At 63.6% G+C, this 20330-nt stretch carries 20 protein-coding genes; 13 read left to right on the top strand and 7 right to left on the bottom strand.

What is annotated here, in order from left to right; translation table 11 throughout:
* The first annotated feature begins 73 nt into the window (after positions 1-73).
* Complete coding sequence (locus tag AAGF34_RS23285; protein WP_342618084.1) at positions 74-1294, top strand: hypothetical protein; 1221 nt, start codon at positions 74-76, stop codon at positions 1292-1294.
* 52 nt (positions 1295-1346) lie between these two features.
* Here the strand turns inward: AAGF34_RS23285 and AAGF34_RS23280 are convergent, their stop codons facing one another.
* Genes AAGF34_RS23280 through hutC form a run of 5 tightly spaced genes read right to left on the bottom strand, consistent with a single transcriptional unit; the run spans position 1347 to position 6195 of the window.
* A complete protein-coding gene (locus tag AAGF34_RS23280) occupies positions 1347-2735 on the bottom strand; it encodes a formimidoylglutamate deiminase (RefSeq protein ID WP_342618083.1) in 1389 nt (462 codons plus the stop codon).
* A gap of 10 nt (positions 2736-2745) precedes the next feature.
* Positions 2746-3555: an N-formylglutamate deformylase gene (gene hutG, locus AAGF34_RS23275; protein WP_342618082.1), complete on the bottom strand. Its 810-nt coding sequence runs from the start codon at positions 3553-3555 to the stop codon at positions 2746-2748.
* A complete protein-coding gene (gene hutI / locus AAGF34_RS23270; RefSeq protein ID WP_342618081.1) occupies positions 3552-4772 on the bottom strand; it encodes an imidazolonepropionase in 1221 nt (406 codons plus the stop codon). Before hutI ends, hutG begins: the two co-directional genes overlap by 4 nt.
* Positions 4769-5479, bottom strand: coding sequence for a HutD family protein (locus AAGF34_RS23265; protein ID WP_342618080.1), 711 nt, complete (start codon positions 5477-5479; stop codon positions 4769-4771). Before AAGF34_RS23265 ends, hutI begins: the two co-directional genes overlap by 4 nt.
* Entirely contained in the window at positions 5476-6195 is a 720-nt protein-coding gene (gene hutC, locus AAGF34_RS23260) for a histidine utilization repressor (RefSeq protein ID WP_342618079.1), read from the bottom strand. The genes AAGF34_RS23265 and hutC overlap by 4 nt, the downstream gene beginning before the upstream one ends.
* A gap of 82 nt (positions 6196-6277) precedes the next feature.
* Here hutC and hutU point away from each other — a divergent pair, with 82 nt between their 5' ends.
* From hutU to AAGF34_RS23200, 12 genes are all read left to right on the top strand, one after another.
* The gene (gene hutU, locus AAGF34_RS23255) at positions 6278-7984 is read left to right on the top strand and encodes a urocanate hydratase (protein WP_342618078.1); all 1707 of its coding nucleotides are present in this window, start codon (positions 6278-6280) and stop codon (positions 7982-7984) included.
* Positions 7985-8084: 100 nt separating this feature from the next.
* Complete coding sequence (gene hutH / locus AAGF34_RS23250) at positions 8085-9632, top strand: histidine ammonia-lyase (RefSeq protein WP_342618077.1); 1548 nt, start codon at positions 8085-8087, stop codon at positions 9630-9632.
* 44 nt (positions 9633-9676) lie between these two features.
* Positions 9677-10882, top strand: a complete 1206-nt coding sequence (locus AAGF34_RS23245) for a LysR family transcriptional regulator (protein ID WP_342618076.1) — start codon at positions 9677-9679, stop codon at positions 10880-10882.
* 111 nt (positions 10883-10993) lie between these two features.
* The gene (locus tag AAGF34_RS23240; protein ID WP_342618075.1) at positions 10994-12166 is read left to right on the top strand and encodes an ABC transporter substrate-binding protein; all 1173 of its coding nucleotides are present in this window, start codon (positions 10994-10996) and stop codon (positions 12164-12166) included.
* Between the two features lie 3 nt (positions 12167-12169).
* Entirely contained in the window at positions 12170-12901 is a 732-nt protein-coding gene (locus AAGF34_RS23235) for an alpha/beta hydrolase (RefSeq protein WP_342618074.1), read from the top strand.
* Positions 12898-13338, top strand: a complete 441-nt coding sequence (locus AAGF34_RS23230; RefSeq protein ID WP_342618073.1) for a nuclear transport factor 2 family protein — start codon at positions 12898-12900, stop codon at positions 13336-13338. The genes AAGF34_RS23235 and AAGF34_RS23230 overlap by 4 nt, the downstream gene beginning before the upstream one ends.
* Positions 13339-13514: 176 nt before the next feature.
* The gene (locus AAGF34_RS23225; protein ID WP_342618072.1) at positions 13515-14321 is read left to right on the top strand and encodes a phytanoyl-CoA dioxygenase family protein; all 807 of its coding nucleotides are present in this window, start codon (positions 13515-13517) and stop codon (positions 14319-14321) included.
* A 57-nt stretch (positions 14322-14378) separates the two neighbouring features.
* Entirely contained in the window at positions 14379-15155 is a 777-nt protein-coding gene (locus AAGF34_RS23220) for a GntR family transcriptional regulator (RefSeq protein WP_342618071.1), read from the top strand.
* Entirely contained in the window at positions 15152-15952 is an 801-nt protein-coding gene (locus AAGF34_RS23215; protein ID WP_342618070.1) for a transporter substrate-binding domain-containing protein, read from the top strand. The genes AAGF34_RS23220 and AAGF34_RS23215 overlap by 4 nt, the downstream gene beginning before the upstream one ends.
* A 24-nt stretch (positions 15953-15976) precedes the next feature.
* The gene (locus AAGF34_RS23210; protein WP_342618069.1) at positions 15977-16660 is read left to right on the top strand and encodes an amino acid ABC transporter permease; all 684 of its coding nucleotides are present in this window, start codon (positions 15977-15979) and stop codon (positions 16658-16660) included.
* A gap of 3 nt (positions 16661-16663) precedes the next feature.
* Positions 16664-17314 (top strand): amino acid ABC transporter permease, encoded by a 651-nt coding sequence (locus AAGF34_RS23205; protein ID WP_342618068.1) that lies wholly within the window; start codon positions 16664-16666, stop codon positions 17312-17314.
* Complete coding sequence (locus AAGF34_RS23200; protein WP_342618067.1) at positions 17301-18035, top strand: amino acid ABC transporter ATP-binding protein; 735 nt, start codon at positions 17301-17303, stop codon at positions 18033-18035. Before AAGF34_RS23205 ends, AAGF34_RS23200 begins: the two co-directional genes overlap by 14 nt.
* Before the next feature lie 20 nt (positions 18036-18055).
* Here AAGF34_RS23200 and kynA read toward each other — a convergent pair whose 3' ends face one another.
* Positions 18056-18922: a tryptophan 2,3-dioxygenase gene (kynA, locus tag AAGF34_RS23195; RefSeq protein ID WP_342621168.1), complete on the bottom strand. Its 867-nt coding sequence runs from the start codon at positions 18920-18922 to the stop codon at positions 18056-18058.
* Positions 18923-18951: 29 nt separating this feature from the next.
* Positions 18952-20241, bottom strand: a complete 1290-nt coding sequence (gene kynU / locus AAGF34_RS23190) for a kynureninase (RefSeq protein ID WP_342618066.1) — start codon at positions 20239-20241, stop codon at positions 18952-18954.
* Positions 20242-20330: the final 89 nt, after the last annotated feature.

Here is a 20330-nt window from a genome sequence, read left to right as displayed (position 1 = left end):
CTTTACACCTGCTTTAAATTGCGCCTGGGGTGTCGAACCATAATGACCTGACACCACAAAAAGTGATCTGACAATGCCTCTGCGCGCCCTCCGTTTCCTGCTCTCCGCCTTGCTTTTTTCAGCCCTTCTCACTGCATGTGGAGGTTCCGGCAGCAGCGCACCGCCGCCTGTTGGTGGCATCACTGTCACACCGGGCAATGGACAGGTAACGATCACCTGGACGCAAGCCGCCGGTGTGGAGTACTGGCTCATGTATGCACCAACGGCAAACCCCATTGACATCAAGAACCCGCCAGGCGGGCATGTGTGGCTGACCGCCATTACTTCGCCGTATGTGCTTACCGGGCTCACCAACGGCGTGACCTATTCGTTTGCAATGAATGCCCGCACCGGAAGCGGACCGGGCGGGGCGCAAACACCTTCGGTGTCGGCCACGCCGCGTGCTGCCGGGACCACCGGACTCTGGACGGCAGGTACGGCACTCGCCGGTGACTTGCGCAGTCTCACCACCGATGGTACCAACCATGTGAGCGTGGGGACGCAAGGCGCGATCTACACATCCACCGACGGCCTCAACTGGAGCACCGTTACCGATGCCACCACCGGAACCAACGACCTGAACTCGGTGCTGTACTTCAATTCAACCGCTGGCTACGTGGTGTCTGATGCCGCCAAGCACATTTACTACGGCACCGATCTGACGGCCCTGACCCTGGCCCAGACCGGCACCAGCAATATCAACGCATTTGCCAGCGACGGCACCAATCTGGTTGCGGTGGGGAACAGCGGCACCATTCTTCGCAGCACCAACGGCTCCACCTGGACTGCGGCCAGCAGCGTACCTGCTGCGGCCAATCTGCATTCCGTGGTGTATTCCAGTGGAATCTGGGTGGCGGTGGGTGATTCGGGCGCCATCTACGTCAGCACCGACAGCGGCGCCAACTGGACCATTCCCGGCGGCAGCTACGCCACGGTGACCAGCAACCTCAGGGGCATTGCCGCCAATGGAACGGCTTTTGTCGCCGTGGGTGACAGCGGTACCGTGGTGACCAGTGCTGACGGATCCAGCTGGACGTCACAGACCCTCTCGGGCAGCGTCAACCTGTACGCGGTGAAAGCCTCGTCGGCACAACATGTGATTGTGGGGGCCGCAGGCAGTGCGTATGTCAGCACAGACGGTTCCACCTGGACGGCCCAGACCACCAACCTCAGTGGTGATCTGTTGGCATTGATTGGTTCACCCACGGAATACTTTGTGGTGGGTACCAGCGGTACCAACGCCATTTCCAAATAGCGCCGTAGAGCGTCAAGCAGCCCTTCGGGGCCCGGGCTGGTCCATGGACCGCTCAGGGATGCAAGCCGTTCATGGCTTCCAGGAAATCCCGAGCCAGCGGCTCGCCACGCAGATGGCGCCCCTGCGCCACCACTTGCTGCCCGGCCACATAGACCGCGTCTATCGCAGGCGTATCGCAGGCAAACACATAGGCATCCAGTGTGTGGCTGCTGGGTATGCCCAAGAGGCCACTGGCGCGCGGGTTGAGAACCAGCATGTCGGCGCGCGCTCCGTTCTGCAGTCCCCAGCGTTTCTGGCCGGCGGCCTGGCCACCGGCGGACAAGGCGGCTTCCAGCAGGCGCCCAGCGGTTGCGCTTTGGCCGGTGGCCGGGCTGGCCGCCACATTGCGCTGTTGCAGCCGCATGCGCTGGCCGTACTCCAGCCAGCGCAGCTCTTCGTTCCATTGACGGCACACATGGCTGTCCGAGCCGATGGCCATGGGCACACCATGTTGCAACCAGTGCGGCAGGTCGGCAAATCCATCACCCAGATTGCCCTCGGTACTGGGGCAGATCACGATGCCCGCACCGCTGGCGGCAACAGTTTCGATTTCAGCGGGTTCGGTATGCGTGGCATGCACCAGCTGCCAGCGTGCATCCAACGGCAGCGCGTCGCACAGCCAGGCGATGGGGTGTTTGCCGGTGTGCGCCAGGCAGTCGCGCACCTCCTGCATCTGCTCGGCAATATGGATGTGAATCGGCATGTCGCTGTCGCCTACTTGTTCCAGCAGTCGGGTGATGGAAGCGGGTGATGCAGCACGCAGCGAGTGGACGGACACGCCGGCATTTACCAATGGCCGGCCGGACTGCGCAACGGTTTTCTGCAGCCCGGCAATGAAGTCGGGGGTGCCGGCGAAGCGGCGCTGGTCATTGCGCAGGTTGGGTTGCGCAAAGCCGGCGCGCTCATAGAGCACCGGCAACAAGGTGAGCCCCATGCCCGCGTCGGCCGCGCCATCGGCGATGGCCCAGGCCATGGTGGCGGGGTCTGCGTACGCCAAGCCTCTGTCGTCATGGTGCAGGTAGTGGAATTCACACACTTGGGTGTAACCGCCCAGCAGCATTTCTGCATAGAGCTGTGCGGCCACGGCACGCATCTGCTGCGGCGTGATGCGCAGGGCCACGCCGTACATGCGGTCACGCCAGGACCAGAAGTCATCCTGCTCGGAGGCACGCCGCTCTGACAGGCCTGCAAATGCACGCTGGAAGGCGTGGCTGTGGGCGTTGACCAGGCCAGGCAAAACCGGGCCCTGCAGCACGGTTGCCTGCTCCGGCGCACTGGCGACGCCGGCAATGACGTCTGACCAATGCCCGTCCGGCCCGACCTGCAGACAGACCTGTTGTTTCCACTGGCCGTCCAGCCAGGCGTAGGGGGCCCAGAACAGGGCGGGTTGTGCAGCAGTCACGTTGCGTACCTCATGCGGGTTTCCAGGACAGCATGGTGTGTACCAACTGCTGCAGCAAAGGGCGCACACGCGCTGCGCGCGACTCATCCAGGCGATACGGCGGCGTCTCTGCCATGTAGCAGCTCCAGCACATCTCCAATTGCACCGCATGCCAACCCTCCTGCGGCCGGCCAAAGTGGCGCGTGATGTGGCCGCCCTTGAATCGGCCGTCCACCACCTGGCTGAATGCGCTCTGTTGTGCCAATACCTGGGCCAATGCCTCGCGCAAATCGGGCGCCACGCTGGCGCCATTGACCGTGCCCAGGTTCAAATCCGGCAGGCGACCGTCGAACAACCAGGGCACTTCGGACTTGATGCTGTGGGCGTCGAACAGCACGGCATGGCCATGGGCTGTGCGCAGGCGCGTGAGCTCAGCTTCCAGCGCATAGCGATAGGGGCACCAGTAGGTTTCTATGCGACGGGCTATTTCGGCATCGTCCGGTGCCATGCCCTCACGGTACAGCGGGTCTCCAGTGAAGAAGCGGGTAGGGCACAGCTCGGTGTTGTTGGCACCCGCGTACATGGGGGTGTTTTCGCTGGGGCGGTTGAGGTCAATCACATAGCGCGAGTAGTGCGGCACGATCATGCTGGCGCCGGTACTGCGCACAAAGTGGTAGAGCTTGTCCAGGTGCCAGTCGGTGTCTTCCACCTGCAGCGCGCGCTCCACAAAGCGAGGCTGCAATTCAGGCGGAATCACGGTGCCCACATGCGGCATGCTGACCAGCAATGGTTTGCTGCCGGGGTACAGTGTGAATACGTCGTTGTGAATGGTCTTTTTCATAGGTCTCGCTCCTGGGCGCCTACGATAACGCGCTTGCACGGGTTGGTGCCAAACCAATAGGCCAGCTCGTTGGGGTGTGCAACATCCCACACGCAGAAGTCGGCGCGCTGGCCTGCAACCAACTGGCCGCGGTCAGACAGACCCAAGGCCTTGGCCGCATGCACGGTGACGCCCCGAACGGCTTCTTCCGGTGTCAGTCGGAACAAGGTGCAAGCCATGTTGATCATCAGCAGCAGGGACAAGCCTGGCGACGTGCCCGGGTTATGGTCGGATGCCACTGCCATCGGCACGCCCGCCGCACGCAGCGCGGCAATGGGGGGCAGCTTGGTGTCGCGCAGAAAATAGTAGGCGCCGGGTAAGAGCACGGCCACCGTGCCGCTCCGGGCCATGGCGGCAATGCCGGCTTCACTCAGGTGTTCCAGGTGGTCGCACGACAGTGCACCGAACTCCGCAGCCAGCGCAGCGCCGCCCTGGTCGCTGAGCTGTTCGGCGTGCAGCTTGACGGGCAACCCCAGGCGGGCAGCGGCTTCAAATACGCGGCGCGTCTGCGCCGGGCTGAAGCCGATGTTTTCGCAGAACGCGTCCACGGCGTCGACCAAGCCTTGCGCATGCAGCGCGGGCATCCAGGCGCAGACGGCGTCCACATAGTCATCGCTGCGGCCTTCGAACTCGGGCGGCAAGGCATGCGCTCCCAGGTACGTGGTGCGAACGGCAACAGGCAAGGTACGCCCCAGTGCGCGGGCCACCGCCAGGCTGCGCGCCTCATGTTCCAGGCTGAGGCCGTAGCCGGACTTGATCTCCACGGTGGTCACGCCTTCGCGCATCAGGACTTGCAGCCGCTTGCCCGCATCCGCCAGCAACTGGGCATCGGACGCGGCGCGGGTGGCGGCCACGGTGGAGCGGATGCCGCCGCCCGCGCGGGCGATGTCCAGGTAGCTGGCTCCCTGCAGCCGCATCTCGAATTCATGCGCGCGGTGGCCACCATAGACCAGGTGCGTGTGGCAGTCGATCAGACCGGGAGTGACCAGTGCGCCGCCCAGATCGTGGGTGACGTTGATCTTCTGTGTGAACTGCGCAGGCAATTCCGACTCGGCACCGACCCAGTGCAGCGTCTCGCCCTGGGTGAGGATTGCGCCGTGTTCGATCAAACCCCAGCCAGCGGAGCCAGCCAGCGTGGCCAGCCGGGCATTGCGCCACAGAGTCAGTGAATAGGTCATGGGGTGGGCCCAGGTGTGTAGCCCAGCCACCAGGCGGCAGCGGACTGGTTGTGGAGGGGTGTGAAGTGCATGGGCGCTGCGTTGGCGGCTTCGGACCACAGCAGCGTGTGTGCTGCGAGTTCCATGGACTGCGTGCCTTGGGTCCAAGTGCCAGCGACTGCGGTGTACAGGCCACCTATGGCGAAGGTGCAGGTCCAGTCGGGGGACTGTTCCACCGCCAGCACGGCGGCATTGCCGCCGCGTGCCATGAGGTTCAGGTCTTGCGTTGGACCGCTTATCAAAGAGCAACCGGGTGCAAGGTCGCCATCAAAGTGCAGTGGGGCATGGCCCGGTAGCAACTGGTGATCCCGCGTATGGCCATCGGCCGTAGGCATGTGCAGCACCACCCCTTTGCCACTCAGCACCACAAACCAACGCTGCACGCCAGGGAACGCAGAGAACGGGCCACTGGCAGCGATGTCGGCACGGCTGATGCGCAATTGCCATTCTGTGTCAGCCTGGGTGGCGGTGGGAGTCTGGGCAGCAATGCGCTCTGCTCCGTGTCCCCCGCCTGCTGCGCAGGCTCCTCCTTTACCTGCGCAGAGCGCATTGCCGCCCAGACTCCCGGGGACAGGCGGCCACACCAAGAGTTCGCGGGTTTGGCCGCCGCCGTTGCGCCAGGGGTGGGGGGGCTGGTCGTCTGCGCGAATGATTTGGATGGTGCTCATGGCTTGAAAGCACCGCTGATCTGGTAGCGCGTACCCGGGTGTACCAACCGCGCCAGCGTGATGGGCACACCGCGGTTGATGGTGCGGCGTACCACGATGAGGCAGGGGTCTTGCACGCCAATGCCCAGCAGTTGCGCCTCTTGCGCGGTGGGGCTGGCGGCTTCGATGGAATACTGCGCCTCCCACAGCGGTGCCACCTGTAGCAGGTACTGCGTGGGCGTGATGGTCTGGAAGTCCACCTCCAGATAGTCGGGGGCGCAAGACGGGTTCACATAGCGGTCTTCGCACTGCAGGGGCACGCCGTTCTCGCTGTGCACGATAAGGCTGTGAAACACCGTGCTGCCGACCTCTACGCCCAATTGCGCCGCCAGGTCGGCCTTGGCCTTTTCCTGCTTGGCAAACACCACGCTGGCCTGGTGGGTATGGCCGCGCGAGACGATCTCGTCGTGCAGATCGCGGATGGTCAGGGTGGACGACACGCGCGACAGGTGTGCCGCAAAGGTGCCCACACCCTGCACGCGGGTGACCAGCCCTTCGGCCTGCAGCTCGCGGATGGCGCGGCCCACGGTCATGCGGCTCACTTCAAAGCGCTGCACCAGCTCGGCTTCGGACGGCATCTGGTCGCCGGGAACCCAGCGGCCGCTGGCCAGTCCTTCCTTCAGGTAGGCCTTGACCTTGGAATAGGGCGCGTGGGTGGATGGCTTGTTGGAAGGCATGTGCAAATTGTAGTTGCATAGACATGTCTAGACAAGTACACTCGTGCCGAAATTCGCCCCCCTTTTGCTTTCAGGAGACACCATGACCAACCTCGCCGACATTCAGCACGCCGCACAACCGCATCCCGTACGCGCCCCGCGCGGCACGGCCATCACCTGCAAGAACTGGCTGATCGAAGCCGCCTACCGCATGATCCAGAACAACCTGGACCCGGAAGTGGCCGAGAACCCCGATGCCCTGGTGGTGTACGGCGGCATCGGCAAGGCGGCGCGCAACTGGGATTGCTATGAGGCCATCCTCGAAGCGCTGAAAAACCTGAACGAGGACGAAACCCTGCTGGTGCAAAGCGGCAAGCCGGTGGGCGTTTTTCGCAGCCACGCCGATGCGCCGCGGGTGCTGATTGCCAACTCCAACCTGGTGCCCAAGTGGGCCACCTGGGAGCACTTCCACGAGCTCGACAAGAAGGGCCTGATGATGTACGGCCAGATGACCGCCGGCAGCTGGATCTACATCGGTAGCCAGGGCATTGTGCAGGGCACCTACGAGACCTTTGTCGAAGCCGGCAAGCAGCACTACAACGGCGATCTGGCCGGCCGCTGGATTCTCACGGCAGGGCTGGGCGGTATGGGTGGCGCGCAGCCTCTGGCCGCCAGTTTTGCAGGTGCGTCCTCCCTCAACATCGAATGCCAGCAAAGCCGCATCGACTTCCGCCTCAAGACGCGTTATGTGGACGAGCAGGCCGCTGATCTGGACGACGCATTGGCCCGTCTGGAAAAGTACAGCAAGGAGAAGAAGGCCGTGTCCATTGCCCTGTTGGGCAACGCGGCAGACATCCTGCCCGAGCTGGTCAAGCGCGCCAAAGCGGGCAGCATCCGCCCCGATATCGTGACCGACCAGACTTCGGCCCACGACCTGGTCAACGGATACCTGCCCAGCGGCTGGACGGTCGAGCAGTGGCGTGCCGCCCAGGCCAACGACACGCAACACGCAGCACTGCGCATCGCCGCTGCCAAGAGCTGCGCCGTGCATGTGCAGGCCATGCTGGACTTCCAATCCATGGGCGTGCCCACGGTGGACTACGGCAACAACATCCGCCAGGTGGCCTTCGACCAGGGTGTGAAAAATGCCTTTGACTTCCCCGGCTTTGTGCCGGCCTACGTGCGCCCCCTGTTCTGCCGTGGCAAGGGCCCGTTCCGCTGGGTGGCGCTCAGTGGCGACCCCGAAGACATCAAGAAGACCGACGCCAAGATGAAGGAGCTGTTCCCCGAAGACGCGCACCTGCACCGCTGGCTGGACATGGCGGGCGAACGTATTGCCTTCCAGGGTCTGCCCGCACGCATCTGCTGGATCGGCCTGGGTGAGCGCCACCGCGCCGGCCTGGCCTTCAACGAGATGGTGAAGAACGGTGAACTCAAGGCACCCATCGTGATCGGCCGCGACCACCTGGACAGCGGCTCGGTGGCCTCGCCCAACCGCGAGACCGAATCCATGCGCGACGGCTCCGACGCGGTCAGTGATTGGCCCTTGCTCAATGCCCTGCTCAATACCGCAGGCGGCGCGACCTGGGTCAGCCTGCACCACGGTGGTGGCGTGGGCATGGGCTACTCGCAGCACAGCGGTGTGGTCATCGTGGCCGATGGCACCGATGCAGCCGCCAAGCGCCTGGAGCGCGTGCTGTGGAATGACCCCGGCACCGGCGTGATGCGCCATGCCGATGCGGGCTATGACATTGCCGTTGCTTGCGCAAAAGAGCAGGGCATGAACTTGCCCATGTTGAAGCACCCCTGAGCGCCTTTGGCGCTTCCCCTCAAGGGGACGATACCGGCGGCCTGGCGGAGCCAGTTCCACGGTATCTCTGCTTGAACTACCCACATTTTTCGAGAATCACATGAGCAAAATAATTCTGAACCCCGGCCACGTCACGTTGGAGCAGTTGCAGGCTATTCACTCGGATGTCTGCCAGCTGGAATTGCCGGAAGCGGCACGCGGCGTGGTGCGCGCTGCGCATGCCTTGGTCAAGGCTGCAGCCGATGGAGACGCGCCGGTCTACGGCGTCAACACCGGCTTCGGCAAGCTGGCCAACAAGCGTATCGACAAGCACCAGCTCGACGCCCTGCAGCGCAACCTGATCCGCTCCCACAGCGTGGGCGTGGGCGAACCGCTGGCTGCGCCCATCATGCGCCTGATGATGGCCACCAAGGCGGCCAGCCTGGCGCGTGGCTACTCCGGTTGCCGCGAGGTGGTGATCGACACCCTGCTGGCGGTGCACAACGCAGGCCTGGTGCCCTATGTGCCTTCGCAGGGCTCGGTGGGTGCGTCGGGTGACCTGGCGCCCTTGTCGCATATGACGCTGGCACTGATGGGCGAGGGCGATATGCTGGTAGACGGCGTGCGCGTGCCGGCTCTGCAAGCCTTGCAGCAGGCGGGCATCACCCCGCTGACGCTGGAAGCCAAGGAAGGGCTGGCGCTCATCAACGGCACCCAGACTTCCACGGCGCTGGCACTGCATGCCTTCCTGAGTTTTGAGCCGGTGCTGGAAGCGGCACTGGTCATCGGCGCACTCACGCTGGATGCGGCGCGTGGCAGCGATGGTCCGTTCGATCCGCGCATCCACGCGGTGCGTGGCCAGCCCGGCCAGATCGATGTGGCGCAGTACTACCGTGCGCTGCTCCAGGGCAGCGCCATTCGCCAGTCGCATGCCGAAGGCGATGACCGCGTGCAGGACCCGTACTGCCTGCGTTGCCAGCCGCAGGTGGTGGGCGCCTGCCTGGACCAGATGCGCCATGCGGCGCGCATCCTGCTGATCGAGGCCAATGCGGTCACCGACAACCCGCTGGTCTTCGCAGACAACGGTGCGATGATCAGCGGCGGTAACTTCCACGCCGAGCCGGTGGCGCTGGCCGCCGATGGCATGGCGCTGGCCATTGCCGAAGTGGGCGCCATCGCCGAGCGGCGCATTGCCATGCTGATCGACAGCGGCGTATCGCGCCTGCCGCCTTTCCTCACACCCGACGCGGGCCTCAACAGCGGCTTCATGATTGCGCACGTGACGGCTGCTTCGCTGGCTTCCGAAAACAAGTCCATGGCCCATCCAGCCAGTGTGGACAGCCTGCCCACCAGCGCCAACCAGGAAGACCATGTGTCCATGGCCACGTTTGCAGCGCGCCGCCTGCAGGGCATGATCAGCAACACCGCCAACATCCTTGGCATCGAGCTGCTGGCGGCTGCACAGGGCATCGAATTCCTGCGCCCGCTGCGCAGTTCGGATGCGCTGGAAGCCGTGCACGCCTTGTTGCGCAAGGATATTCCTGCCCATAACGTGGACCGCTATCTGGCGCCGGACATCGCCCATGCGACGCAGCTGGTGCGCGATGGCTCGGTGGCCCATGTACTGCGGGGCCTGACGGGCTTGCCTACGCTGTGGGTTCCGGTCTGAGTCCCATCTGACCTGCCCAGGGCAGGGGGGCTATAGTGCGCGGCATGGAATTGCTGCCCCACCTCCGCCCCTTGCGCGCCCTGGTTGCCGTGGTGCAGGCTGGCAGCAGCCAGCGGGCTGCCACGCTGTTGCATGTGGCGCAGTCATCGGTGGCGCGCGCCGTGCAGCAACTGGAGTTGGCCATGGGCGGCGCACTGCTGCTGCGCAGCGGACGCGGCATGCAGCCCAATGCGCTGGGCCAGCGGCTGGCGCTGCGGGCGCAGCGTGCCCTGGAATTGTTGGCAGCAGCCGATTGCCACAAGCGTCGCCCTTCCACCATCTCTTGGACGGACAGCCCCCTGGCGCTGGGGCTTTCGCAGCGCCATGTGCAGACCCTGTTGGCGCTGCAGCAGTCTGGCAGCGAGGGCAAGGCGGCTCAGGCGCTGGGCTTGAGCCAGTCGGCGGTGCACCAATCCTTGAGCCAGTTGGAGCATCTGGCTGGCAGCACGCTGTTTGTGCGCACACGCGGCGGTCTGCGGCTGGACGAGGCCGGTGCAAACCTGCTGCGGGCCGTGCAGCTGGCACTGGCCGAATTGCGCCAAGCCGAAGATGAGTGGCCGCAAGTGCACGGGCGGTTGCAGGGCCGCCTGGTCATCGGCACGTTGCCGTTCTCCACCACCATGCTGCTGGCGCCTGCGGTCAGCCGCGTGCTCGATGTGCAGGCGGATGTGCAGGTCGCCATCGTGGACGGCACCTTCGACGCTTTGGTGCAGCAGCTGCGCAGTGCGCAGATCGATTGCATTGTGGGCGCCTTGCGTCCCACGTCCCCCGCCGCCGATGTGCAGCAGGAAGTGCTGTTTGAAGACCGTCTGTCCGTGGTGGCCCGACGGGACCATCCGTTGGCACAGCGTCGCACCTTGCAATGGCGTCATCTTGCCCAGGCGCAATGGGTCATGCCCATGCCCCAGACCCCGGCTGCAGCCGCGTTTGCGCAGATGCTCCAGTCGGCCGGCATGCCAGCACCGCCGGATGCATTGCACGTCAACAGTGCCTTGATGATGTTGGCCTTTCTGGCCGAGGGTGACCGGCTGGCCCTGATGTCGCCCCGCCAGGTTGCGCGCGAGCTGGAGCAAGGGCAGCTGGTGGAGCTGCCGCTGCTGGTGCGGCACACGCCGCGCCGCATCGGGGTGATGCTGCGCGCGGGCTACCTGCCCACACCGGCCGCTGCGCAGTTGCTGGACGCCCTGCGCGCTGCGGCCGCGACGTTGTAGCGTGTTGCTCCATAAGCGATTTGCATAGCAGAGCAGGGCTTTGCATTGGACGCTTCGGGGGCGTGTTCCCACAATCGGCGCATTCCATAACAACCATCTGAAGAGACAACCATGCGCAAACGTCTGCTGCTCCAATCCGTCGCTGCCGCTTCCCTGCTGTGCAGCCTGATCCTGTCCCACGCACAGGAAGCGGTGTTCAAGATCGGCCTGATACTGCCGCTCACCGGCCCCTTTGCTTCCACCGGCAAGCAGCTCGAAGCCGGCGCACGCCTGTACCTCAGCCAGCAGGGCGATACGGTGGCCGGCAAAAAGGTGCAGCTCATCGTCAAGGACGACACCGGGGTGCCGGATGTGACCAAGCGCATGGCGCAGGAGCTCATCGTCAATGACAAGGTGCAGGTGCTGGCAGGCTTTGGCCTCACACCGCTGGCCATGGCGACTGCGCCCATTGCCACCCAGGCCAAGACGCCCATGGTGGTGATGGCGGCAGCCACCTCCAGCGTGACCGAAGCATCACCCTACATCGTGCGCACCAGCTTCACCGTGCCCCAGGTGGTGACCATACTGGCCGACTGGGCCATCAAGAACGACATCAAGAAGGTGGTGAGCCTGGTGAGCGATTACGCGCCCGGCGTGGACTCTGAAACCTTCTTCAACCAGCGCTTCACCGCGCAGGGCGGCACGGTCATCGAGGCCTTGCGCGTGCCCTTGCGCAGCCCGGACTTCGCACCTTTCCTGCAGAAGGTGCGCGACGCCAAGCCCGATGCGCTGTTCACCTTTGTGCCGGCCGGAGTCGGTGCGGCCCTGATGAAGCAGTTTGTCGAGCGCGGCATGGACAAAACCGGCATACGCGTCATCGCCGAAGGCAGCGTCACCGACGACGACATTGTGGACGGCATGGGCGAAGTTGCGCTCGGCGTGGTGACGGCACACCATTACTCGGCCGCGCACAACTCGCCGCTGAACAAGCGCTTTGTGGAAGCCTTTGGCAAGGCCAACAACGGGTTGCGGCCCAATTTCATGGCGGTGGGCGCCTATGACGGCATGCACGTGATTGTGGAAGCCGCCAAGGCCAGCAAGGGCGCAGGCAACGACGCGCTGCTGCAGGCCATGAAGGGCCAGTCCTTCGAAAGCCCGCGCGGCCCGGTCAGCATCGACGCGCAGACCCGCGATGTGGTGCACAACATCTATGTGCGCAAGGTGGAAAGAATCGACGGCAAGCTCTGGAACAGCGAAGTGCAGACCTTCACCGCGGTGAAAGACCCGGGCAAGGCGGCGAAGTAAACCATGGCCAAAATGACTTTGGCCATGCTGCCTGGCCTGATGTGCGATGCAGCCGTGTGGTCGCCGCTCTATCCCCATCTGGGGCGGACCGTTTCCCCCTGGGTGCCCGACTATGGCGATCTGGATGACCTGGGCGCCATGGCAGACCGCGTACTGCAGCAGGTGCCCAGCGAACGCTTTGCGCTGGCGGGCCACTCCATGGGCGGCCGGGTGGCATTGGAAGTGGTGCGCAAGGCGCCGCACCGCGTCACCCACCTGGCGCTGATGGATACCGGCTACCTGGCACGGCCCGCTGGTGCTGCGGGCGAGCAGGAGGCACAAAAACGCCATGCCTTGTTGCAAATTGCCAAAACCGAAGGCGTGCGCGCCATGGCGCAGACCTGGGTGCAGGGCATGGTGCATCCGGCGCGGCTACAGGACTCTGCGCTGCTGGAGAGTGTGCTGGCCATGTTTGCGCGCAAGACGGCGGACATCTTTGCCAGCCAGATTGCGGCCCTGTTGGCGCGCCCCGATGCATCGCCTGTGCTGAGTGCCTGGAACAAGCCGACGTTGCTCCTGTGCGGCGCCCAGGATGAATGGTCACCCCCGACCCAGCATGCCGCCATGCAGGCGCTGCTGCCCGATGCATTGCTGGCGGTGGTGGAACATGCCGGGCATATGGCACCGATGGAGCGGCCCGTGGCGGTTGCACAGCGCTTGTCCGACTATCTGCAACGCGGGGAGGGCGGAGCATGACCTCGCCCGAAGAACTGGCAGCCCAAGCGCAATGCCGCGATGTGGTGCTGCGTGCCGCCGAAGCCGTGGACGACGGTGATGCGCAAGCCTTTGCTGCCCTGTTTGCGCCGGATGGCGTACTGGTGCGACCGGACGGCAGCCATCTGCAGGGCCGTATGGCCATCGCCCAGGTCTATGCGTCGCGCGACCCGGATCGGCTGACCCAGCACCTGATCTGCAACCACCGGGTCACCGTGGACCTGGCTGTAGGAACCGCGGAGTCGCATTGCAAGGTGCTGCTCTGGAGCGGGCGCCGGAGCGCAGAAGCCAGCGCCAAAGGACGTCCGGCAGACGCCATGCAGCAGGTGGGCGAGATGCATGACCAGTTGCAACGCGATACGCAGGGAAGCTGGTTCATACAAAAACGCATTGCACGCTTCGTCTTTTACAGCAGCTGATCTTTGGAGTATTCCGTAAGGACTCAGGACGGCAAGGCAGTCAGCGCCGTTCGTGTCCCCCGCCCTGCGGGCTCCTCCTTTACCTCACCGCGCTGACTGCCTTGCCGTCCTGAGTCAGCCAGCGTTGTTGGCATGCTGTCGGCCCTATCCACCGCGTTTTGCGGTGAAATAGCGGCATGACCCACCTCTACCAGCTTCCAGATTCCACAGTTGAGGATTACCAGCGCAATGGCGCCGTGGTGCTGCGCGGCGTTCTGTCGCCGCAGCAGGTCACGCTGCTGACGCAAGGCATTGAACACAACCTGCAACACCTCAGTCCGTTGGCGCAGGTGGCCAGCAAGGCCGACGACCCAGGCCGCTTCATCGAGGACTTCTGCACCTGGCAAAGCAATGCTGCCTACGAGCAGATCATGCGCCGTTCCGCCTTGCCGGAAGTGGCCAGGGCGCTGACGCAGAGCAGCAGCGTGCGCATCTACCACGACCACCTGCTGGTGAAGGAACCGGGCACACGCCAGCCCACGCCCTGGCACCAGGACCAGCCCTACTACAACGTCAGCGGGCGGCAGAACGTGAGCTTCTGGATTCCGGTGGACCCGGTGCCGCTGGAGAGCACGCTGCGCTTTGTCTCCGGTTCCCATGCTGGTACCTGGTACATGCCGCGCACCTTCCGTGACAACCAGGCCAAGTGGTTCCCGGATGGCACGCTGGCCGAGTTGCCCGCCATTGACGCCGAGCCGGACCGCTACCGCCAGCTTGCCTGGGATCTGGAGCCGGGTGATGCGGTGGCGTTTCACATGCTGACCCTGCATGCCAGCGGCGGTGTCAGCCCGACGCATAGGCGGCGGGTGTTTTCGGCGCGCTATCTGGGTGACGACGCCCGCCATGCGCTGCGGCCCTGGCGCACCTCGCCGCCGTTTCCGGGCCTGGATGAGCGCCTGCCCGATGGCGCGCCCATGGAGGATGCACTGTTTCCGATGCTATGACAGGCTGAATGCACCAACTTGTATACCAGTGGCATGCGAATTGCATGAATTGGTGCCATGACAAGTGCAACCGAAATCAGTGATCGCATCATCGAGGCCGTGATGGCCCAGAAACTCGCACCGGGCGCGCGCCTGGGCGAGCAGCAACTGGCCATGCTGTTTGATTGCAGCCGTACCATCGTGCGCGAGGCGCTGACGCGTCTGGCCGCACGCGGCATCGTCACCGTCAGCAGCCGACGTGGCTGGTACCTGATCGAGCCCTCGCTGGATGAGGCTCGCGAAGCTTTCGAGGCAAGGCGGGTGATCGAGATGGGCCTGATCCGATGCACCACTTCGGTGAGCAAGCCGGCCATCAAGCTGCTCAAGAGCCACCTTGCCAAGGAGAAGGCCGCCATCAAGGGGGATGACGTGGGCTTGCGCAGCTTTCTGCTGGGGGACTTCCATGTGTGCCTGGCCGAATGCCTGGGCAACACCCTGTTGGCGGACACGCTGCGTGACTTCACGGCGCGCACTACCCTGATTGCCATGCTCTACCAGTCTTCCCACGACGCCGCGCACTCCTGCGCCGAGCATGCGGAAATCGTGGCTGCACTGGAACGGGGCGAATGGGCCAAAGCGGAGCAGATCATGCAGCGCCATATTGGCAATGTGCAGGACGCGCTCAAGCTGCAGCCCCCGGGCGGGGATCCGCTGGCCGAGCTGCGCAAGGCGCTCAAGCCTTTGAAGGAGGGCGGTGGCGATGGTTCCATGGAATCTGTGGCACAACCCTTGCATACAAGATCGGCATCCAAACCCTCTGACGATTCTTCTACCTATTTAAGGTCACTCTTATGAAATTGGTTCAAAGCAACAAGCGCCACTTCCTGCTTGCCATGGTCGCGACCGGCCTTTTTGCAGCTTCTGCAGCACAGGCTCAAACCGCACTGGATGACATCCTGAAGTCCAAGGTGCTCAAGGTCGCCGTGCAGACCGACTCCGCGCCCTATGGCTTTGTGGGCACCGACCTCAAGCCCATGGGCTTGGACATCGACATGGCCAACTACATCGGCAAGAAGCTGGGTGTGTCCGTCGAATTGGTGACGGTGGTGAGCGCCAGCCGCATTCCGGCACTGCAGACCAAGAAGGCGGAGCTGGTGATTGCCACCCTGGGCAAGAACCCGGAACGTGAGAAAGTGATCGACTTCACTTCGGCCTACTCGCCGTTTTTTCAGGCCGTGTTCGGTCCCAAGAGCGCGAGCGTCAAGAGCTTTGCCGATCTGGCTGGCAAGACGGTGGGTGCAACCCGCGGCGCCATGGAAGACCAGGAACTCACCAAGCTCGCACCTTCCGGCACAGACATCAAGCGTTTTGAAGACATGAATGCCACCGTGGCTGCGTTTGCATCCGGTCAGGTGCAGTTTGTGGCGTTGGGTGCGTCGGTTGCGGCCAACATGATGACCAAGAACCCGCAACTGGGCGCCGAGTACAAGCTGCTGATCAAGGAGAGCCCCAACTTCATCGGTGTGGCCAAGGGCGAAGACAAGCTCAAGGCCAAGGTCAACGAGATCCTGGCCGAGGCCAAGAAGTCGGGTGAACTGGATGCGCTGTCCAAGAAGTGGCTGGGTCGTCCCGCTGGCGACTTGCCACTCTGATCCCGGCTACGGGACGCGGTGGCGATGAACATACAACTTGACTTCGCGGCAGTACTCTCGGAGTGGCCGCTGCTGCTGACCGGCGTGGCCTGGACGCTGGCGCTCACGATTGCCTCGGTGATCGTGGGCACGCTGCTGGGCATAGGTTGCGCGTGGGTGCGTGCGCGTGGCTTTGGTGCCGCGCTGGCACCGGCCTGGCTCAAGGCGCCGGTGGGGGCCTATGTGGAGTTGATTCGCAACACGCCGTTCATCGTGCAGCTGTTCTTCATCTTCTTCGGTTTGCCGGCTGCGGGATTCAAACTATCGGCCGAGACGGCCTCTTTTATTGCCATGGTAGTGAACCTGGGTGCGTATGCCACCGAGATCATCCGTGCCGGGCTGGAGGCCACACCCAAGGGACAGATCGAGGCTGCACAAAGCCTGGCGCTGTCCGGCAGGCAGACTTTTGTGTGGGTGGTGTTGCCACCTGCGCTCAAGAAGATCTGGCCCAGCCTGGTGAGCCAGATCATCATTGTGATGCTGGGCTCTTCGGTGTGCGGGCAAATCTCCACACAAGAGCTGAGCTACGCGGCCGACCTGATCCAGAGCCGCAACTTCCGCTCCTTTGAGGCCTTCATCGTGGTGGGCACCATCTACCTTGCGTTGTCTGTGTTGATGCGCCATGTGCTCAATTGGGCCGGGGCCAAGTTTCTGTTTGGCAGGAGGTAGGCCATGGTTGAGTTTTCACTGTGGGACATCCTGCGCAACCTGCTGCTGGCCGTGCGCTGGACTGTGGGCCTCTCGTTGATTGCCTTCATCGGCGGTGGCGTGGTGGGCATGTTGCTGGTGTTGTTGCGCCAGAGCCGCTGGTCTGTGGTGAACAACCTCGTGGCCACCTATGTGCAAATCTTTCAGGGTGTGCCCTTGTTGGTGCAATTGTTCCTGGCCTACTACGGTCTGGGTCTGTTTGGCATCAACACCTCACCCTGGGTGGCGGCTGGCATGGGGCTCACGCTCTACACCAGTGCCTTTCTGTGCGAGATATGGCGTGGCTGCATCGCTGCCATCCCCAAGGGGCAGTGGGAGGCGTCGGCCAGCCTGGCACTGAATTTTTACGAGCAGATGCGCTACATCGTCCTGCCGCAGGCGCTCAAGATTGCGGTGCCGCCCACGGTGGGTTTTCTGGTGCAGGTCATCAAGGGCACGGCCCTGGCATCTGTCATCGGTTTCATGGAGCTGACCAAGGTGGGCAAGACCATTGCCAATGCCACGTTCAGTCCGTTTCTTGTTTTTAGCTGTGTGGCGCTGATGTACTTCGTACTGTGCTATCCCGTCAGCCTGTACGCCAAGCACCTGGAGAGGAAGATTCATGTCCATCGTTGAAATTGCCGGCCTGCGCAAGTCCTACGGCGCCAACGAGGTGCTCAAGGGCATAGACCTGCAGGTCACCAAGGGCGAAGTCATTGCCATCATCGGCAAGAGCGGCTCGGGCAAGAGCACGCTGCTGCGCTGTATCAATGGCCTGGAAGATTTCCAGAGCGGCACCCTGAGCGTGGACGGCAAGCCCTTGCTGCACCACAACGCTGCAGCCATGCGCGAGCTGCGCCAGCACGTGGGCATGGTGTTCCAGAGCTTCAATTTGTTCCCGCATCTGACGGTGGGCAAGAACATCATGCTGGCGCCCGGCCTGGTCAAGCACAAGGACGCCGGAGCCAACGAGGCGCAAGCGCGCAAGCTGCTGCAGCGTGTGGGCCTGGCCGAAAAGTTTGACGCCTATGGCGATCAGCTCTCCGGCGGGCAACAGCAGCGTGTGGCCATTGCCCGCGCCCTGGCCATGGAGCCGGCCGTGCTGCTGTGTGACGAAATCACCAGCGCGCTGGACCCTGAGCTGGTGGGCGAGGTGCTGCGCGTGGTGGAGAGCCTGGCCGACGAAGGCATGACGTTGCTGATGGTGACCCATGAGATGAACTTCGCCCGCAAAGTAGCGGACCGCGTCATCTTCATGCACCAGGGGCTGGTGCATGAAATGGGCAAGCCTGAAGAACTGTTTGCCAATCCCCAGACGCCGGAACTCAAGCAGTTTCTGGGCGCCTTGCACGCCTGAAGGGTGCGGCCCCAGACGATCTACAGGGCCGTGCGCAAGGTCCAGATTTCCGGGAACAGCACCACGTCCAGCATCTTGCGCAGGTAGCTTACGCCCCCCGTGCCGCCGGAGCCGCGTTTGAAACCAATGACGCGTTCCACCGTGGTCACATGGCGGAAGCGCCAGAGGCGGAATGCGTCTTCCAAGTCGGTGAGTTCCTCGCCCAGCTGGTACAGATCCCAATACTTCTCGGGTTGGCGATAGACCTGCAGCCAGGCTTGTTCTACCTCGGGGCTGGCGCTGTAGGGCTGCGTCCAATCGCGTTCCAGGTGGCTCTGTGGCACGGCAATGCCACGGCGCGCCAGTAGCTTGAGGGCTTCGTCGTACAGCGATGGTGCTTCAAAGGCCGCCTGCACCGTGGCCAGGCGTTCTGCGCTGTGTGCATGGGGTTTGAGCATGGCGGCATTCTTGTTGCCCATGGCGAACTCGATGCAGCGGTACTGGTAGCTCTGAAAGCCGCTGCTCTGGCCCAGGTAGGGGCGAATGGCGGAATACTCGGGCGGCGTCATGGTGGCCAGCACATCCCAGGCGTGCACCAGTTGCTCCATGATCTTGGAGACGCGCGCCAGCATCTTGAACGCCGGCGCCATCTGGTCGCTGGCAATGTTGCGCACGGCGCCGTGCAGCTCGTGCAGCATGAGCTTCATCCACAGCTCGCTGGTCTGGTGCTGCACGATGAAGAGCATTTCGTCGTGCGCGGGCGAGAGCGGATGTTGCGCATTCAGGATGGTGTCGATGTGCAGGTAATCGCCATAGCTCATGTTGTTGCTGAAGTCGAGCTGGGCTTTTTCCTCGGCAACGATCTGTTCGGTACGGTGCGCGCCATCCTGACCAGACGCACCGTGCATGGGGCAACCGGAAGGTATGTTGGTCATGGTCAGGTCACCGCATGTTTCTGGTTGAACGCAGGCTTTTGCCATTCACCGGTTTCCAGCACTTGGCGCAGGTGTTCGACCGCATTCCATACATCTTCAAAGCCGATGTAGAGCGGGGTGAAGCCAAAGCGCAGGATGTCCTTGTAGGCCGCTCCGTCACCAGCGCGGAAGTCGCCAATCACGCCCCTGGCAATCAGGGCCTGCACGATGGCAAATGCGCCGGAGCCGCCCGGTGCATGCTCACGCGTGAGGCAGACTTGTGAGCCCCGTTGTGCGTGGGCGCGGGGAGTGGCCAACCCCAGGCCGAAACCCTGGCAGCGCTGCTCCACCAGTTCTATGAAGAGGTCGGTCAGTGCCAGTGATTTGGTGCGCAATGCTGCCATGCCGCCCAATGCTTCGGCCGCCTTGAAACTGTCCAGGCCGCATTCCAGCAGTGAGAGGCTGACCATGGGCTGCGTGCCGCACAGGTAGCGGGTGACGCCGGGTGCGGGCTGGTAGTCCGGTGTGAAGGCAAAGGGTGCGGCGTGGCCCCACCAGCCGGACAAGGGTTGCCAGAATCGGTCGGCGTGTTTCGGGTTGACCCAGAGAAAGGCCGGAGCGCCGGGGCCACCATTGAGGTATTTGTAGCCGCAACCCACGGCAAAATCCGCACCCGCACCCAGCAGGTCCACCGGCACTGCGCCTGCGCTGTGGGCCAGGTCCCAGATCACCAGCGCGCCCGCAGCATGGGCTGTGGCAGTGACGGCGGCCATGTCGTGCATGGCGCCGGTGCGGTAGTTCACATGGGTGAGCATGAGCACGGCCAGATCGCTGGTGAGCGATGCGGCAATTTCCTCCGGCTCCACCAGCTTGAGGGTAAAGCCTTGGGCCTTGCAAAGGCCTTCGGCAATGTAGAGGTCGGTGGGGAAGTTGCTGCGCTCGCTCACGATGACGCGGCGTTGCGGTGCATCCTGTTTGGCGATGGATACCGCGGCGGACAGCACCTTGTACAGGTTGATGGAGGTGGTGTCGGTGGCCACCACTTGGTCGGGGCCGGCGCCTATCAGCGGGGCAATCATGTTGCCCAGGCGCTGGGGCAGGGTGAACCAGCCGGCGGTGTTCCAGGAGCGGATCAGGTCGTGTCCCCATTCATGGGTCACCACCTGGGCGGCACGTGCCGCGGCGGTTTTGGGCATGGCTCCCAGCGAATTGCCGTCCAGGTAGATCACGCCGGGTGGGATGGAAAACAGGTCGCGCAGGGAGCGCAGTGGGTCCGCAGCATCGCGCTGCTGGCAGTCTTGCAGAGTCATCATGGTGCTTCTCTTCGGGTGGTTGGTTGACGCGTAGCGAAGGTAACACCAGCGAAATTGGTGTGGTGTCGGTAATTTCCAACACCTTACAA

Source organism: Rhodoferax sp. GW822-FHT02A01 (assembly GCF_038784515.1).
Classification (GTDB): Bacteria; Pseudomonadota; Gammaproteobacteria; order Burkholderiales; family Burkholderiaceae_C; genus Allorhodoferax.
Note: the sequence above shows the minus strand (reverse complement) of the source record. Positions and strands in the feature narration are given on the sequence as shown.

Coding starts and splice junctions, on each gene's coding strand:
- AAGF34_RS23285 (WP_342618084.1), top strand. CDS start 74: ATGCCTCTGCGCGCCCTCCGTTTCCTGCTCTCCGCCTTGCTTTTTTCA.
- hutG (WP_342618082.1), bottom strand. CDS start 3,555: ATGAAAAAGACCATTCACAACGACGTATTCACACTGTACCCCGGCAGC.
- hutI (WP_342618081.1), bottom strand. CDS start 4,772: ATGACCTATTCACTGACTCTGTGGCGCAATGCCCGGCTGGCCACGCTG.
- AAGF34_RS23265 (WP_342618080.1), bottom strand. CDS start 5,479: ATGAGCACCATCCAAATCATTCGCGCAGACGACCAGCCCCCCCACCCC.
- hutC (WP_342618079.1), bottom strand. CDS start 6,195: ATGCCTTCCAACAAGCCATCCACCCACGCGCCCTATTCCAAGGTCAAG.
- hutU (WP_342618078.1), top strand. CDS start 6,278: ATGACCAACCTCGCCGACATTCAGCACGCCGCACAACCGCATCCCGTA.
- hutH (WP_342618077.1), top strand. CDS start 8,085: ATGAGCAAAATAATTCTGAACCCCGGCCACGTCACGTTGGAGCAGTTG.
- AAGF34_RS23245 (WP_342618076.1), top strand. CDS start 9,677: ATGGAATTGCTGCCCCACCTCCGCCCCTTGCGCGCCCTGGTTGCCGTG.
- AAGF34_RS23240 (WP_342618075.1), top strand. CDS start 10,994: ATGCGCAAACGTCTGCTGCTCCAATCCGTCGCTGCCGCTTCCCTGCTG.
- AAGF34_RS23235 (WP_342618074.1), top strand. CDS start 12,170: ATGGCCAAAATGACTTTGGCCATGCTGCCTGGCCTGATGTGCGATGCA.
- AAGF34_RS23230 (WP_342618073.1), top strand. CDS start 12,898: ATGACCTCGCCCGAAGAACTGGCAGCCCAAGCGCAATGCCGCGATGTG.
- AAGF34_RS23225 (WP_342618072.1), top strand. CDS start 13,515: ATGACCCACCTCTACCAGCTTCCAGATTCCACAGTTGAGGATTACCAG.
- AAGF34_RS23220 (WP_342618071.1), top strand. CDS start 14,379: ATGACAAGTGCAACCGAAATCAGTGATCGCATCATCGAGGCCGTGATG.
- AAGF34_RS23215 (WP_342618070.1), top strand. CDS start 15,152: ATGAAATTGGTTCAAAGCAACAAGCGCCACTTCCTGCTTGCCATGGTC.
- AAGF34_RS23210 (WP_342618069.1), top strand. CDS start 15,977: ATGAACATACAACTTGACTTCGCGGCAGTACTCTCGGAGTGGCCGCTG.
- AAGF34_RS23205 (WP_342618068.1), top strand. CDS start 16,664: ATGGTTGAGTTTTCACTGTGGGACATCCTGCGCAACCTGCTGCTGGCC.
- AAGF34_RS23200 (WP_342618067.1), top strand. CDS start 17,301: ATGTCCATCGTTGAAATTGCCGGCCTGCGCAAGTCCTACGGCGCCAAC.
- kynA (WP_342621168.1), bottom strand. CDS start 18,922: ATGCACGGTGCGTCTGGTCAGGATGGCGCGCACCGTACCGAACAGATC.
- kynU (WP_342618066.1), bottom strand. CDS start 20,241: ATGATGACTCTGCAAGACTGCCAGCAGCGCGATGCTGCGGACCCACTG.